Consider the following 15,379-nt stretch of genomic DNA (forward strand, 5'->3'; position numbering starts at 1 on the left):
TATTGCTCAAATCCGTAGGATAGTTGGATAAGTTAAGGTTATTAAAATCTTAAGTAGTAATTACCTTAATTTGAACGATTGGTTTTAACTAAGTTTTATTAAAGCTTCACGCTGTTTATATGGCTGTCAGTTATAGCGCTGGGATTCATAATTCCATTAGATATTTTTCGAAAAAGTGCACTATATTAAGTATTCATTGGCTATTGCACTGTGAGATAGGGTTTTGAAGAGGGAAAATATGCGCTATTTTAGAGTTTCATTTTTTATTGCTTTTGTGGGTATTGGGCTTGCGGCATGGTGGGGTTATAGCCGGGGTGGTTGGGTGGTCGCACTTGAAGCGCTTGGGATTGCTACTATTCTCTGTGTCATGGAAGTCTCACTTTCCTTTGACAATGCTGTCGTCAATGCATCTGTACTGAAAAACTGGAACAAATTCTGGCAGGACATTTTCCTGACGATTGGAATGCTGATCGCTGTCTTTGGCATGCGATTACTTTTTCCTCTTGTGATTGTTGCGCTCGCGGCTGACCTCGGACTAATGGAGGTGTGGGATATGGGGCTGCATAATCCTGATGAATATGCACTTCATTTGACTAACCATCATGCTGAAGTGGCCGCGTTTGGAGGAATTTTTTTATTGCTGGTATTTCTTAATTTTCTGCTGGACTCTAAAAAAGAGTTACATTGGCTTGGTCATATTGAGGAAAAAATTGCCACCTTTGGTAAGGTGGCGTCAATCTCGGTAATGATCGCGCTGGGCACATTGTTGGCCAGTTTGTCCATGGTCGAGGAGGGCAAGAAACTGGTGGTATTAGTCGCAGGCCTTTGGGGTGTGCTGTCCTACGTGGGCGTAGATGTGATTAGCAGTTTTCTTGAAAAGGAAGAAGATGACGCAAAAATTGGCGATGTTATAAAGCGCGGCGGGATAGGTGGCTTTCTCTATCTTGAGGTACTGGATGCTTCCTTTTCTTTTGATGGGGTGATCGGGGCATTTGCCATTACCAAGGATATTGTCATTATTATGATTGGCCTTGGCATTGGCGCGATGTTTGTGCGTTCAATGACTGTATTTTTGGTACGTAAAGAAACCCTTGATGCGTATGTGTATCTTGAGCATGGCGCGCATTATGCGATCGGAATCCTGGCTGTCATCATGCTCGTTAGTATGAAGTTTCATATCCCTGAAATTTTCACCGGTTTCATAGGTGTGGCTTTTATTGCTGCCGCTCTATGGTCTTCATTGCGCTACAGGCGTCTCAAGCAACTAAATAAGTAACAAACCATCGCAAAAAAGCTCGGCTAAAGCGGTTTTCTTACGTTGTAATAAGTTGCGTTTATCCAGCTCGTGATTCGTAGGCCGTATTTGTTAAGGAGACGCTGATTAATTCAAAATTTCGCGGAATTTAGCGCATAACTAATTGATTTTTAAATATGCGAAATTCTGAAGCGCGAGTTAATCAACGCTTCCTTAAGACATCATCAATTTTTGCCGGTACTGCCGAAACCGTCACTTCCGCGCTGGCTCAAGGGAAAATCCGTGACGATATTGAGCTGCATTTGCAGTATTGGCACGATAACCATTTGCGCTATGCGTTCCAAAGGCATCAGAGTGAACGGGTGTTGTCCACGGTTCCAGATAGAAATGAATATCTGTCCTTGATAGTCGGAATCGATTAATCCGACTAAATTGCCCAGTACAATTCCCTGTTTGTGTCCAAGCCCGGAGCGCGGCAAGATCATCGCGGCGCACTGCGGATCGGCTAGGTGAATTGCAATGCCGCTTGGGATAAGTTCGCATTGACCGGGCTGAATGACTATGCTCTGGTCAATACAGGCGCGCAAATCTATTCCCGCGGATCCAGGCGTGGCATAAGCAGGGGGGTGCTCATGCAAGCGTGGGTCGAGAATTTTCACATCTACTGTTTTTTTCATAATTTATTTCCTTGCCGGTAAAGTTTGGCTATGTGTTGCAACAAAGCTCGCGCCAGTGTGAGCTTATCCGCGCGCGGTAATACATGCTCGCCCGTATCGTCAAATAAAATCAGCTCGTTGTCATCTGCTCCAATTGCTTGTTGCACTAAATTGGCTGCGAGTAGGGGGATTTTCTTGGTTTTGCGCTTAGTTGCAGCGTATTCGTGTAGATTGTGGCTTTCGGCTGCGAAACCCACACAGAATGGTGGCTTTGGAAGTTCGGCAACATATCCCAGAATATCTGGATTGGGTAATAGTTCCAGCGTTAGTCCGCCAGTACTCTTCTTGATTTTCTGTTCGGTCGGTTGTGCTACGCGATAATCGGCTACGGCTGCCACGCCAATGAAAATATCGGCATCCGGGACATGTTTTTGGACTACCTTGAACATTTCCGTCGCGCTGGTGACATTCACCAGCGCGACACCATTGGGGCTGGATAAAGCTGTAGGACCAGAAATCAATGTCACCTCTGCACCCAATTCCAGCGTAGCCTGCGCGATGGCATAGCCCATCTTGCCTGAACTGCGATTGGTAATGCCGCGTACTGCGTCTATTGCTTCGTAGGTCGGCCCGGCAGTCAGCAGAACTTTCACGCCGGATAATAATTTTGGTTGAAAAAAGGCGAGCAAAGCGCGTGCCAACTCTGTGGGTTCTTGCATGCGTCCCATTCCTTCTTCGCCACATGCTTGCATACCGCTGGTAGGACCTAAAATAGTTACACCATCAGCAATGAGCTGTTGGATATTGCGTTGCGTGGCTGGGCTTTCCCACATTTGTCGATTCATTGCAGGGGCGACCAGTAATGGACAATTGCGGGCCAGACATAACGCCGAAAGTAGGTCATCGGCCAAGCCGTGCGCCAGCTTGGCGATGAAATCAGCTGTGGCCGGCGCGATCATGATGGCATCGGTGGCACGGCTTAGATTGATGTGTGCCATATGATTGGCAGTGTGCTCGCCCCACTGATTGGTGAATACCGGTTTGCCGGATAGCGCCTGCATGGTGATCGGCGTGATGAAATGACACGCAGCTTCAGTCATCGCAACCTGTACCTGCATGCCCTGATTGACCAATAGGCGAGTTAATTCGGCGCCTTTATAGGCGGCAATACCCCCGGTAAGGCCAAGTACAATACGCTTTGTTTGAATTTGTTCCATAATGCTGTGCATCTTAGCAAAAACTGCTGTTCCATATCAAAAAACCACCATGCTTCGGCAAGGGAGAGCAATGGGAATTAATAATTGGCCTGAGGGTGAACGGCCGCGGGAAAAGTTAATCCAGCGCGGTGCAGCCTCACTCTCTGATGCCGAGCTGCTGGCAATATTTCTGCGCACCGGTGTAGTGGGTAAAAGTGCGGTGGATTTGGCACGTGATTTGCTTACTCAGTTTGGCACACTTACCCGTTTATTCGCCGCTAGCGAAGAAGAGTTTTGCACCATATACGGTATGGGGCAGGCCAAATATGCTCAGTTGCAGGCTGTGCTGGAAATGTCGCGGCGTGCCTTGCAAGAGGTAATGTGCATGGGTGATGCGCTGAACTCACCGGGCGCGGTACGTGATTATCTGCGATTGCTTTTAAGTGGCCGTGAGCAGGAAGTGTTCCTGGTTGTCTTCCTCACCGCACAAAACCGTGTGATTGCATCAGAGGAAATGTTCCACGGCACGCTCACCCAAACCAGCGTGTATCCGCGCGAAGTGGTTAAACGTGCATTACATCACAACGCGGCTGGAGTCATCTTAGCGCATAATCACCCTTCAGGCGTGGCGGAACCCAGTCAGTCAGACCGCTTGCTCACAGACACGCTTAAACAGGCGCTCGCGTTGGTGGATGTGCGCGTGCTGGATCACTTTATCGTAGCAGGAACCGGGTGCTTGTCATTTGCAGAGCGAGGAATGATGTAGTGGATTGTGTAACAGGCTGTTGAAAACTTCCTCAGTTAGCATCCTTCCCCACTCCCCTTCTTTGTGCAAATTTATGGTGTATTACGCCAATAAACGTTTCATTTTGACCAGAATAGTCCGTGGCTGTTGTGAAACAGGAATGGCTGGTTCAACAATTTTTGCTCACGAGGCCATAATTTACGTATCAGGCTAGTGTCTTTAACATCTAGTCAAAATATTTTTCGATCTGTTTGCGCTTCTGGGTGCGGTTGCTACACATGTGGGGATACGGTAAGTCGTCTGGGCTATTTTTAGAAAATTGTTATTGCGCTACTGTTTGGCCTGAAGTTTAAAACGAACTTTTTGTCAAAATGAGATCCAACTCTCAGATTATTTTGATCAGTCAAAGAAAAATATAGTAGTGGTGGGTGAAATACCAATATGCAAGATAAATATGTTCGTAGCAAAGAAAAATATTTAGTGACAAAGTAGATATACTCCTTGCAGTTTTCTTGGGTGAATATAACAATGCGTCCCAATTTTTTAGAATGGAGATTTTATGAAATCAATTTATATTTTGTTCCTGCTAATGATGTCTCTCGCGACATCCATTAACGTATATGCGGCCGGGTCCGTATTGAGTGTTAATTGTCAAGGTGAGGATGTGGGGGCAGAAGTGTTGGTCAACGGCAAATTTAAAGGCGAATGCCCGTTAGACATAAAGGTACCTGTTGGCAAATTGAAACTGAAGGTGCAAAAGAAAGTCGATGCCTTTAGTGATCGAATATTTGAACAAGAAATTCGTATGGGTGATGATGTAGTAAAAAAGGTTGATGTGATCTTGGGTGCGGCGCAGCTTAATGCCAAAGGCAAACGGCAAAAACCTAAGATGTCAGCTTTGGAAGGTAAGGCAAAAACATTACAGGAAGAAAAAAAGATATGTGTTGAATGTCCCGAGATGATGCCGATTCCAGGCACCAATTTCGCCATGGCAAAATACACGGTCACGTTCCAAGACTGGGATGCCTGCGTGGTTGACGGTGGCTGTAACGGTTATCGCCCCTCGGATAAGGAATGGGGGCGTGACACACGTCCTGTGATTAATGTAAGCTGGAATGATGCTCAGGCTTATATTCAATGGCTATCGAACAAGACCGGTAAACCTTACCGTCTGCCGACTGAACAGGAATGGGAAATCGCCGCGCGAGCGGGCACTACTACCGAATATTATTGGGGTATTTTCCCTTTTGGAGATTCGTCCTCTAGCGCTAATGCTAACTGTAATGCTTGTGGAAGCAAGTGGGACAACAGGACAACTGCGCCAGTTGGTAGTTTCAAGCCCAACGGTTTTGGCTTATACGATATGTCTGGTAATGTTTGGCAATGGACGGACAGTTGCTGGGAGGGGGACTGTAAGAAGCGAGTGCTTCGTGGTGGCTCTTGGAATGACACCACGACAAACATTCGCATAGCTACCCGTTTCAAGGATGATGTGACTGAACGTTACCATATCAGCGGATTTAGACTTGCTATAACGCTGAGATAAGAAATATGACTTAGCGTTTGAGCCTAGTCTTCTTGTAATATTTATGACAGATATATGAGTATATAAAAAGGTGGTTGTTGAATGGGAATAGTATGGGAAACTAAAATAAATCTGAGTTTAGATCCTAATTAAAAATCTTATCCACTAATGAAGCAAACCTTATTAAAATTAGGTCAAGAGTGCTTTAAGAGTCTGCCCATTTTTTATTTTTTAACGGAGATTTCATGAAATCAACTTATTTTTTGTTCTTGTTAGTTTTGGCTACATTATCCGCTAATGTTTATGCGGCTGGCTCCACACTGAGTGTTGTCTGTAAAGGTGATGACGTGGGTGCCGAAGTTTCGGTTAATGGAAAATTTAAGGGCGAATGTCCACTGGATATAAAGGTGCCTATGGGCGTGCTGAAGTTGAAGGTGCAAAAGAAAGTCGATGCCTTGAGTGATCGCATATTTGAGCAAGAAATTCGTGTAGGCGATGGCGTAGTAAAAAGGGTCGAAGTTTTATTGGGTGCACCGAAACTCAACGCTGAAGGCAAACGGGTCAAATCTGATCAATTGAAAACTGCTAAGGCTGAGGAGAAAAGTGTAGAAGACAAGCTTAAGGCATGCACAGCCTGCCCTGAAATGGTGCCGATTCCAGGCGCAGATTTTGAGATTGGGAAATATGCTGTCACATTTGATGAATGGGATGCGTGCCTGGAAGAAGGTGGCTGTAATGGTTATAAACCATTAGATGAAGAATGGGGGCGTGGCAAGCAGCCTGTTGTTAATGTGAACTGGAATGATGTTCAAAGCTATATTGAATGGTTATCGCATAAGACTGGTAAAAGCTACCGCCTACCGAGCGAACATGAATGGGAAATTGCCGCGCGCGCTGGTACGACCACTGAGTATTACTGGGGAAATGATCTCGGATTTCAGAATGCCAATTGCCATGGTTGTGGTAACAAGTTTGAGAAAAAAAAATCCGTTCCGATGCCAGTGGGAAGTTTCAAGCCTAATCCCTATGGCCTGTATGACATGTTGGGTAACGTCTGGCAATGGACGGACGGTTGTCGGGAAGGCGATTGTGCAAAGCTGGTTCTTCGAGGCGGATCTTTTGAATATGGTCCAGAGTATCTAAATGTAAGTTACCGCGAAGGAATCGAAGCGACGGAACGCATTAACAACCTTGGGTTTCGCGTTGCCAGAACACTGCCGTAAATGAGCATTTTATAGAGCTCGCCATTCAATAGATGGATAGAACACTGGGTTCCGTTGCAGGAATCACGGGCTGCGCTATTGGGTGGCTGGATCTGTAATATTTGTCTCTGTTGTTCACTTCGAACTTGAATCCACCCCCTTTTTTATGCAAAGTTCAGGATAGCATCCGCACGATTAAGGAAATCAGTACTCATGGATCTACCAATTTATAGTTTTGTTGCACTGTCAATTGGTTTATTAGTCGGCGCAGGGATTATTTGGTTGATTCTGCGTACCCGCATTGCTGCGACTGAATTGCGAGCAAAAACTGAAAGCCAGGTTGAAATTGCTAGGCTCAATGAGCGTCTGATCGCTTCACAGGAAGATGCAAAGCGTCTCGTTACTGAGCTTGCTGATCTGCAAAAGCAAGCCATGCTCTGGCGCGATCAGCTTGATGTAGCGGGAGATGAGCGTGCGCAATTGGCTGAACGAGCGGATCGTGTTCCTAAACTTGTGGTTAATCTTGAAGAGGCAAATCAAGAAATAAGCACACTTAAGCAATCCATCGCGGATATTCGTGAAAAAGTGGGTAGGGTTAACTCGACTATTGAGTCACAAGCTGAGCATATTGTGCAGCTTCAGCAGGAACGCGTTACGCTGGTAGATCGACGCGATTTACTGATTCGGGATATCAATCTTTCGAATATGCAGGTATCTGAGCTTACTATGAGCCTGGAAGCTGAGCGCAAGCAGTCACAAGAAAAATTGCAACTGTTGATTGATGCTCGCGAGCAGCTTTCAAATCAGTTCAAGTCCCTGGCCGGTGAAATTCTGGAAGATAAAAGTAAGCGTTTTACTGAACAGAATCAAACAAACATTGGTGCGCTGCTTGGGCCATTGAAGACTCAAATTCATGAGTTTAAAGCCAAGGTCGAAGATATTCACCTTAAGGATACGGAGCAGCAAGCAACGTTAAAGGCCGAGCTAAATCAGTTGAAAGATTTAAATCGGCAGATTACCGAGGAGGCTCATGGTTTGGCAACGGCACTTAAGGGCCAATCCAAGATGCAGGGAAACTGGGGGGAAATGGTATTGGAAAATATCCTGGATCGTTCAGGATTGAGGCCCGGTAAAGAGTATCGTCGCGAAGTTAGCTTCAACACCGAGACGGGCAAGAGCCGCCCAGACGTAATTGTTTATCTCCCACAAGTGAAACATCTTGTCATTGATTCCAAGGTATCCCTCAATGCCTATACTCGGTATGTTAATGCAGAAGGAGAAATTGAACGGCAATTAGCACTGAAAGAGCACGTTGCAGCTATTGCCAGCCGAATTAAGGAGCTGTCAGATCGCAACTATTTCGAGTTGCCTGGCCTGAACTCTCCTGAGATGGTTTTTATGTTTATTCCTATTGAATCTGCTTTTGTGGAAGCGCTGCGCGCAGACGAAACATTATTCCAAAAAGCGATTGAACAGAATGTACTGGTTGCGACGCCAACTACTTTGCTTACTAGCCTCAATATCGTGCGCCAACTTTGGAGATTTGAAGTACAAAATGCTAATACCGTGGAACTCGCGAAACGTGCAGTCATGGTACACAAAAAGCTTTGTACCTTCGTATGCTCTATGGAAGGAGTCGGCAATCAACTCGATAAGGCCAAGGAGTCATATAAAATAGCAATGGATCAATTTACTCATGGGAAAGGTAATCTGATTCAGCAAGTCAACGAGTTCAAAAGACTTGGCGTTGCAGTGCAAGGGAAATTCTCTGAGGATTTGGTGGCCAAGGCGGGGCTTGAATTAGAGTTCCTGCCCGAATTACTCCCACAAGAAAATATACCATTGGAATAAGCATGATTAATAACCAAGTCAGAAGTGATATAGACCGACTTTGGCTGGATTTTGCTACGGGAGGAATTTCCAACTCGCTCATAATAATCGAACAGATATCCTTTCTGATATTTGCCCGCCTGTTGGATATGGAGGAATCACAACATGAGCGAAATGCCCTATACGCCGGCGAATCTCCGCATTATTTTTTTCGGGTTGACCAGCAAACACTGCGCTGGACAAACTGGAGCAGGATGAGTGATGGTGAGGCCATGCTTAAGTTCGTGCGCGACGAGGTTTTTCCCCATCTGCGCATTCTCGGCGGCAAAAAATTCACATTTGGTGAATACATGAAAAACGTCTCGCTCCAAATCTCAAAGGCTAGCTTGCTGGTCTTGGTGATAGAGGAGGTCGAAAAGTTGCCACTGGGCAATAGCGATACTCAGGGTGACTTATATGAGTATTTGCTGAGCAAGCTTACCACGGCAGGCATACATGGCCAGTTCCGCACGCCGCGCCACATTATTAAGCTCATGGTGGGTCTGGTGGATCCTAAACCATTTGAAATAATTGGTGACCCAGCTTGTGGTACGGCTGGTTTTTTGGTGGCAATAATGGAATATCTGCGACAGTCTTATTCTATACCGGAGTTCGCCGAAATATTCGAAGGTGGTAGCAAAAGCCACGTTGGTAACCAACTTGAAGATAATCATGCGCATATTCAGCACGGCATGTTTCACGGTTTTGATTTCGATGCCACTATGCTGCGCTTGGCTGCCATGAATCTGATGTTGCATGGAGTGAAAAATCCGGACCTTCACTATATGGATACGCTTTCAAAAGTATTCCCGGAAAAATTCCCGGCCATTGCCGATGGCGAAAAAGGTGGGCTGGATGTCATCCTCTCCAATCCGCCCTTTAAGTGCACGTTAGCGGAGGATGTGCATCCTTCGTTACTCAAAATTGTCCAAACCAGAAAATCCGAGTTGCTTTTTATCGTTCTTGTTCTGCGTATGCTCAAGAGTGGTGGCCGCTCCGCTATCATTGTGCCTGATGGGGTTCTATTTGGCTCAAGTAAAGCTCATTTGGCCGTACGTGAATATTTGCTTGATCATAACCAGCTGGAGGGTGTGATCTCGCTGCCATCCGGTGTATTCAGATCTTTTGCAGGGCTTCCTACCGCTATTTTGGTATTCACTAAGGGGGGACGTAGTCAGGATGTATTTTTTTATGATGCGCAAGCCGATGGACTTTCGCATGAAGAAAAATGTCTAGAAAATGCTGATAATGATCTGTCCGACGTATTGATCCAATATCGTCACTGGCGTAATGGCGAGAGCGATTTTTCTGATCGAACTGCAAAAGCTTTCAAGGTGTCCGCCGCGGACATTCGAGCGCATAATTTTGAACTGTCAATAAACCGTTACAGGGAAATCCGACATCAGGAAGTGAAGTTCGAGGAACCCAAGGTGATTCTGGCGCGGATGCAAATGCTTGAGGTCGAGATTCAACGCGACATGGCTGAGTTAGAGGCTATGCTTCGATGAAGTTTGTCAGATTGGGAGATGTGGCGCGAATCGTTTGCGGAGGGTCGCTTGACCGATCAAACTCTTCCTGCTGGAATGGCACAATTCCTTGGATTACTGCGAAGGATATTCGCGACGCACGCATCAATGATTCGTTGGAAAGAATTACAGAATTTGGCCTGAAAGAGTCAGCATCTAATTTATTGCCAGTCGGAAGCATACTTGTGCCAGCGAGCATGACTCTCGAAAATGTTGTCATTAACGATGTGCCGGTTGCTATCAATAAAGATTTAAAGGCAATTATTGTTGAATCCCCTGATCTTGACAGGAATTACATACAGCAATTTTTGCTCTCGAAGGCGAATAGTCTTGAGATTAGCGGCAACGAATGGATGAAAAACGGGCATGCAACCGAAATTCTGGCTGATATTGATATCCCGCTTCTGCCCGTGGAAGAGCAACGGCGTATCGCCTTAATTCTCGACAAAGCTGATGTTATCTGTAAAAAACGCCGTGCCACACTCAAACTGGCAGACAATTTTTTGCATTCTATTTTTTTGGATATGTTTGGCGATCCGGTGACAAATCCGAAAGAATGGCCAACCCCTCCAATTGCTGCTCAGGACCGTTACTCGCAAATTCATAATAAGATGGTTTTCATTAAGGAAAAGCTTGCAAATGAACTGGTTCAATCAAATTTTCTTTTCAACAGTCTTGCCGCATCTGTCTTCACATCGTCTGAGGCAGCCTGAGCAATGAGGATAAATAAAATATGAGTGCACCGACCGCTATCAGTCAGACGGGCCTGACCAAAATTTATATTGAGAATTTTAAAGGCATCAGTTCAGAAGTTCAGATTGACCTAAAGCCGATTACTCTGCTTTTCGGTGCAAACAGCGTTGGTAAAAGCACCATCATGCAAGCGTTGCAGTATGCGCGTGAAGTACTGGAGCGCAACAATGCCAACCCAGACCGCACTCTGCAGGGTGGAAATTTTGTTGATCTGGGAGGGTTTCGCAATCTCGTTCATCTGCGTGATACAACCCGCCATATTGCTATTCAGATCGAGCTGTCTTTAGGCGGCAAAGGGCTGCCCGACTTGGTGCCGGAAGCCTTTGACGATTGGCAAACAGATGATTCCAAAGTATGGGCTTTTTATAACCTGTTGCATGAAACACGGAATCGCGTTGAGTCGGTAAGCGTGAAGTTGGTGATTGCCTGGAGTCATTTACGTGATAAAGCTGTGGTGATCGGCTATCAAGTGGGTGCCAATGGCGAATGGCTGGCCGAAATAAATGCTACAGATGATGGCCGGGATGTCAGCATCAGTATTAACGAGATCAATCCCATTTTTATGCGCCAGTTCATGCAGGAAGATCTGAGCAATAATCTAGAATATTTTTTACGATTGGATGCGAATTCAATTGCATCCAGTGATTCTATAGCCCCCAAAATTGAAACTCACTATACGATATGGCCGCATATTATCGAGACGGTAACGGATGCGGGCATGGAAAAAACCGGCGAGGGTTTGCGCGAGTGGCTTTCCGGTTTTGATAGCGCGTTGCCTCGATTGGGTGAACTGTTGCATATCCCGGCACCCGATGTAATTGGTGCGGAGAATGTGTATATCGCCCGAGAGTTCACCGCTTTTATTTCGTCTCTGATTGTCGGACCGGGTTTGCTGGTACGCGATGAATTGCGCAAAATGCGCTATGTCGGACCCATTCGTCATGTGCCCGCACGCGATTTTGATGCCAGTCTGACTAAGGACGAAGCAGGATGGGCAGACGGTTTGGCTGGCTGGGAAGCTTTGCTGACTGGACAACAAAGCCTGATCGATGATGTCAGTCGCTGGATGGCGGACGAAGATAAGCTTAATACCGGTTATGCAATCGAGCGCCGCTGGGTGCGCGAAGTGCGCTCGGAGTGGTTGGATCTGGTTGGCTCTGAAGAATTGACCCCGCAGCGTAAATGGATGTTGAATAAAGCAATTGAAGCCTTGCTGACCAAGCCTCGCATCGGTTTGATCGATACTAAATCGGGTCTGGAGATGCAGTCACGAGATGTCGGAATCGGCATCTCGCAAGTGCTGCCAGTGGTGGTGGCTGCGTTGGAGCCTTCTGCAAGCCTGGTGACTATCGAGCAGCCGGAGCTTCATATTCACCCTTCGGTGCAAGTGGGTCTGGGTGACCTGCTAATTTATAGTGTACTCCGCCACGAAATGAGCTTTTTGATTGAAACGCACAGCGAGCATCTGATTCTACGCTTGCTGCGCCGGATTCGCGAAACATCGGAAGGAAATTTACCGCCGGGTTTTCCGTCTGTTACTCCAGAAATGATTGGGGTTTATTATGTGGGTCGCGGAGAAAATGGGGTTCAGATTAAATCCTTGCCCATTGATGAAGCAGGTGAATTTACGGAAAGCTGGCCTAAAGGATTTTTTGATGAACGAGCCGGAGAGCTGTTCTGATGATCAAAGAATTTGCATTAGATCCGGATGCTATTACTTCGTCTTATCGCGAGTTCTGTTACTTCACAGAGAAGTTCGGCGTGAGCCAGGGGCGGGTTATTTCCGCGTTTCCAAAGAAGTGGAGAAAGTTGGTATGTGATTCGGCCTTACGCGAGCATAAGGGTAAAGTCGAGTTTTCTAAAATTGTCGAACGCCTGAATAAATTTGGTAATGATATCGTTTTTGATACGGGTCGACCGAGTGGCGAAGGTTCTCAGACGTGGATAGATCGGGCATTAGTGGAGCATGCACGCAAACCCTTTGCGGCGATTATCTCAGCTACTGCGATAGATCACCCGGATGTGCTGTTAAAAGATGAAATTGATGAAGAAAACCCGCGCTTTAAAGCCGCGCGACAGTGTGCTATTCCTCGAACCGCTCAAGCCCTGATAGGCTGTGCTGAGTTTTTGATTCGGCACGCTAAAATAATTAAGCTGGTTGATCCACATTTTGATCCTACCAAGCTTCGATACCAGCGACCGCTAGAGCAGATATGTTCGTTATTGCCCGGTAGTAAAGCCATTGTGGAAATACACCGCAGCGATGAGATCGCGAACGACGAGCTGATTCGACGTTTCCAGCAGAGCGTTTTCATGTTGCCTTCAGGCGTGAAGATGCAATTGCATATTTACGAAAAAGCACAAATGCACAACCGCTTTATCATTACCGAGAGTGGCGGACTGATTTATGGGGTTGGCCTTAGTGATAATGAGGATGGGGGTGGTGCACCGGATGAAGAGGTCACCTTGATGGAAACAGCAGTCAAAAATACTCGATGGAATGACTACAGCAAAACTTCGCCTGTAGCTATATGGCCATGATAAAAACATTTATGCAGGTGAGTTCAGTTTGAAAAAATGAACATACACAGCCTATTGATTAACACTATTCACACTAACCAATGGTTTACTTTGCAATGACCGTATTTTTTATTTTGAAATGACATATCAAAAATTTATTGATCTTCCTCCTATGCTGAGCGCCCAAGGGACAGTGCGTTTACCTGGTTCCAAAAGTATTTCCAACCGCATGCTGTTGCTCGCTGCGTTGTCTCATGGGGTAACCGAAATTCATGATCTTTTGCATTCGGATGATACAGAGCACATGCTGAAAGGATTGCGTACTTTAGGCGTAGTAGTGGAAGCATTGGGAGGCCATGTTTATCGTGTGCGAGGGTGTGCTGGTGATTTTCCGGTTAAGGATGCCCAGCTGTTTCTCGGCAATGCGGGTACAGCTTTTCGCCCCTTGACAGCTGCGCTGGCATTGGCCGGAGGGCATTATCAACTGTCCGGCGTGCCGCGTATGCACGAGCGCCCAATCGCTGATTTGGTGGATGCATTGCGTGGGTTGGGTGCGGATATTCGGTATATAGGTACGGAAGGTTTTCCGCCGCTCGAAATACATCCTGCTACGTTACTTAGCGGCAGCCGCATCGCGGTGCGCGGTGATGTTTCCAGTCAGTTTCTCAGTGCTTTACTGATGGCGCTGCCATTGATGCCTAATGCAACCACGGTGGAGGTGAAAGGCGAGCTGATTTCCAAGCCTTATGTCGAAATTACGCTGGCAATGATGGCGCGTTTTGATGTGCAGGTTGTGCGAGACGGCTGGAGTTCGTTTACGGTTCCTGCTGGTAGCCGCTATATTGCGCCGGGTTTGATTCATGTCGAGGGCGATGCTTCATCTGCTTCATATTTTTTAGCTGCGGGTGTCATCGGTGGCGGCCCGGTGCGAGTTGAGGGTGCCGGTCACGATAGTATTCAGGGTGATGTGCGCTTTGCCGAAGCATTACAGCTGATGGGTGCGTGCATCGCAATGGGGCCGAACTGGATGGAAGCGCGTGCACCGGAAAATGGCAGAATAAAAGGCATAGAGTTGGACTGCAATCACATCCCTGATGCGGCGATGACGCTGGCGGTGTGTGCATTGTTTGCCGATGGTGTAACCACGCTACGGAATATCGCCAGCTGGCGTGTTAAGGAAACCGATCGCATCGCAGCGATGGCCGCTGAATTGCGAAAATTTGGCGCAACGGTGGAAGAGGGCGCGGATTTTATTCGCATCATGCCTCCTCAATCATTAACCCTGGCTCCTCAACACTCGATCGATACTTACGATGATCATCGTATGGCAATGTGTTTTTCGCTTGCTGCATTTAGTCAGGCGGGTGTGCGTATCAACGATCCTCAATGCGTCGCCAAGACTTTTCCAGATTACTTTGAATGTTTTGCCAGAGTGGTTAAGGCTGTACCCGTTATTGCCATTGATGGTCCTTCTGCGTCTGGCAAGGGTACAGTGGCGCAACTGGTTGCAGCCCAGCTTGGGTTTCATTATCTTGACAGCGGTGCGATGTATCGCTTGTTGGCACTAGCTGCACAACAGCAGGGAGTAGCGTTGGACGCGGAAGATCAATTGGCTGACCTGGCGGTGCGCATGGAAATATGTTTTGAGGGAATAGATTCCTGGCTGGATGGTGTGCAGGTAACTGATGAGTTGCGTTCTGAACAATCAGCAGCTGCGGCATCTAGCGTGGCAGTATTTCCGGCGGTACGTACCGCATTATTGGGCAAGCAACATGCTTTCCGTCGGACACCAGGGTTGGTTGCAGATGGTCGTGATATGGCATCAGTGGTGTTCCCTGATGCGGTTTTGAAAATATTTTTGACTGCCAGCACGGAGGTTCGTGCGGAACGGCGTTATAAACAGTTGATGGAAAAAGGAATGAGTGCTAACATTCCAGACCTTTTAGAAAAAATTCGCGCGCGCGATGAGAGTGATAGCCAGCGTAGCGTGGCTCCGTTGCAACAGATGCCCGGAGCCAGTTTGCTCGACACCACCGACTTAACTATCGAGCAAGCGGTGCAGGAAGTTCTGACTCGTTACCATTCCATACATTAAGTACGCGTATGAATTCGATATAAAAGTTGTATTGGTG

The 15,379-nt window shown here is 46.8% G+C and carries 12 protein-coding genes; 10 read left to right on the top strand and 2 right to left on the bottom strand.

Annotation, left to right across the window (positions count from 1 at the left end):
• Positions 1-238: 238 nt before the first annotated feature.
• On the top strand, positions 239-1,276 hold the full coding sequence (locus tag W01_RS01390; RefSeq protein ID WP_173051858.1) for a DUF475 domain-containing protein: 1,038 nt from the start codon (positions 239-241) through the stop codon (positions 1,274-1,276).
• A 203-nt stretch (positions 1,277-1,479) separates the two neighbouring features.
• Here W01_RS01390 and dut read toward each other — a convergent pair whose 3' ends face one another.
• Positions 1,480-1,932: a dUTP diphosphatase gene (dut, locus tag W01_RS01395; protein WP_173051859.1), complete on the bottom strand. Its 453-nt coding sequence runs from the start codon at positions 1,930-1,932 to the stop codon at positions 1,480-1,482.
• Entirely contained in the window at positions 1,929-3,128 is a 1,200-nt protein-coding gene (gene coaBC, locus W01_RS01400) for a bifunctional phosphopantothenoylcysteine decarboxylase/phosphopantothenate--cysteine ligase CoaBC (RefSeq protein WP_173051860.1), read from the bottom strand. The genes dut and coaBC overlap by 4 nt, the downstream gene beginning before the upstream one ends.
• Before the next feature lie 70 nt (positions 3,129-3,198).
• Here coaBC and radC point away from each other — a divergent pair, with 70 nt between their 5' ends.
• From radC to W01_RS01445, 9 genes are all read left to right on the top strand, one after another.
• Positions 3,199-3,873, top strand: coding sequence for a RadC family protein (gene radC, locus W01_RS01405; protein ID WP_173051861.1), 675 nt, complete (start codon positions 3,199-3,201; stop codon positions 3,871-3,873).
• A gap of 538 nt (positions 3,874-4,411) precedes the next feature.
• A complete protein-coding gene (locus W01_RS01410) occupies positions 4,412-5,398 on the top strand; it encodes a formylglycine-generating enzyme family protein (protein WP_198421315.1) in 987 nt (328 codons plus the stop codon).
• 224 nt (positions 5,399-5,622) lie between these two features.
• On the top strand, positions 5,623-6,600 hold the full coding sequence (locus W01_RS01415) for a formylglycine-generating enzyme family protein (RefSeq protein ID WP_173051862.1): 978 nt from the start codon (positions 5,623-5,625) through the stop codon (positions 6,598-6,600).
• Positions 6,601-6,792: 192 nt separating this feature from the next.
• Positions 6,793-8,430, top strand: coding sequence for a DNA recombination protein RmuC (rmuC, locus tag W01_RS01420; protein WP_173051863.1), 1,638 nt, complete (start codon positions 6,793-6,795; stop codon positions 8,428-8,430).
• A 2-nt stretch (positions 8,431-8,432) separates the two neighbouring features.
• Positions 8,433-9,956 carry a class I SAM-dependent DNA methyltransferase gene (locus W01_RS01425; protein ID WP_173051864.1) on the top strand — a complete coding sequence of 508 codons (1,524 nt, stop codon included), beginning with the start codon at positions 8,433-8,435 and terminating at the stop codon, positions 9,954-9,956.
• Positions 9,953-10,687 carry a restriction endonuclease subunit S gene (locus W01_RS01430; protein WP_173051865.1) on the top strand — a complete coding sequence of 245 codons (735 nt, stop codon included), beginning with the start codon at positions 9,953-9,955 and terminating at the stop codon, positions 10,685-10,687. Before W01_RS01425 ends, W01_RS01430 begins: the two co-directional genes overlap by 4 nt.
• A 20-nt stretch (positions 10,688-10,707) precedes the next feature.
• A complete protein-coding gene (locus W01_RS01435; RefSeq protein ID WP_173051866.1) occupies positions 10,708-12,408 on the top strand; it encodes a DUF3696 domain-containing protein in 1,701 nt (566 codons plus the stop codon).
• Complete coding sequence (locus W01_RS01440) at positions 12,408-13,268, top strand: hypothetical protein (protein WP_173051867.1); 861 nt, start codon at positions 12,408-12,410, stop codon at positions 13,266-13,268. Before W01_RS01435 ends, W01_RS01440 begins: the two co-directional genes overlap by 1 nt.
• A 118-nt stretch (positions 13,269-13,386) precedes the next feature.
• Positions 13,387-15,342, top strand: a complete 1,956-nt coding sequence (locus W01_RS01445) for a bifunctional 3-phosphoshikimate 1-carboxyvinyltransferase/cytidylate kinase (protein ID WP_173051868.1) — start codon at positions 13,387-13,389, stop codon at positions 15,340-15,342.
• The last annotated feature ends 37 nt before the right edge of the window (positions 15,343-15,379 follow it).

The organism is Candidatus Nitrotoga sp. AM1P (assembly GCF_013168275.1).
GTDB lineage: Bacteria > Pseudomonadota > Gammaproteobacteria > Burkholderiales > Gallionellaceae > Nitrotoga.

Excerpts from the sequence above, each read along its gene's own strand:
- radC (WP_173051861.1), top strand. The coding sequence starts at position 3,199 with ATGGGAATTAATAATTGGCCTGAGGGTGAACGGCCGCGGGAAAAGTTA.
- rmuC (WP_173051863.1), top strand. The coding sequence starts at position 6,793 with ATGGATCTACCAATTTATAGTTTTGTTGCACTGTCAATTGGTTTATTA.
- W01_RS01415 (WP_173051862.1), top strand. The coding sequence starts at position 5,623 with ATGAAATCAACTTATTTTTTGTTCTTGTTAGTTTTGGCTACATTATCC.
- W01_RS01425 (WP_173051864.1), top strand. The coding sequence starts at position 8,433 with ATGATTAATAACCAAGTCAGAAGTGATATAGACCGACTTTGGCTGGAT.
- W01_RS01445 (WP_173051868.1), top strand. The coding sequence starts at position 13,387 with ATGACATATCAAAAATTTATTGATCTTCCTCCTATGCTGAGCGCCCAA.
- W01_RS01410 (WP_198421315.1), top strand. The coding sequence starts at position 4,412 with ATGAAATCAATTTATATTTTGTTCCTGCTAATGATGTCTCTCGCGACA.
- W01_RS01390 (WP_173051858.1), top strand. The coding sequence starts at position 239 with ATGCGCTATTTTAGAGTTTCATTTTTTATTGCTTTTGTGGGTATTGGG.
- coaBC (WP_173051860.1), bottom strand. The coding sequence starts at position 3,128 with ATGGAACAAATTCAAACAAAGCGTATTGTACTTGGCCTTACCGGGGGT.
- W01_RS01440 (WP_173051867.1), top strand. The coding sequence starts at position 12,408 with ATGATCAAAGAATTTGCATTAGATCCGGATGCTATTACTTCGTCTTAT.
- W01_RS01430 (WP_173051865.1), top strand. The coding sequence starts at position 9,953 with ATGAAGTTTGTCAGATTGGGAGATGTGGCGCGAATCGTTTGCGGAGGG.
- dut (WP_173051859.1), bottom strand. The coding sequence starts at position 1,932 with ATGAAAAAAACAGTAGATGTGAAAATTCTCGACCCACGCTTGCATGAG.
- W01_RS01435 (WP_173051866.1), top strand. The coding sequence starts at position 10,708 with ATGAGTGCACCGACCGCTATCAGTCAGACGGGCCTGACCAAAATTTAT.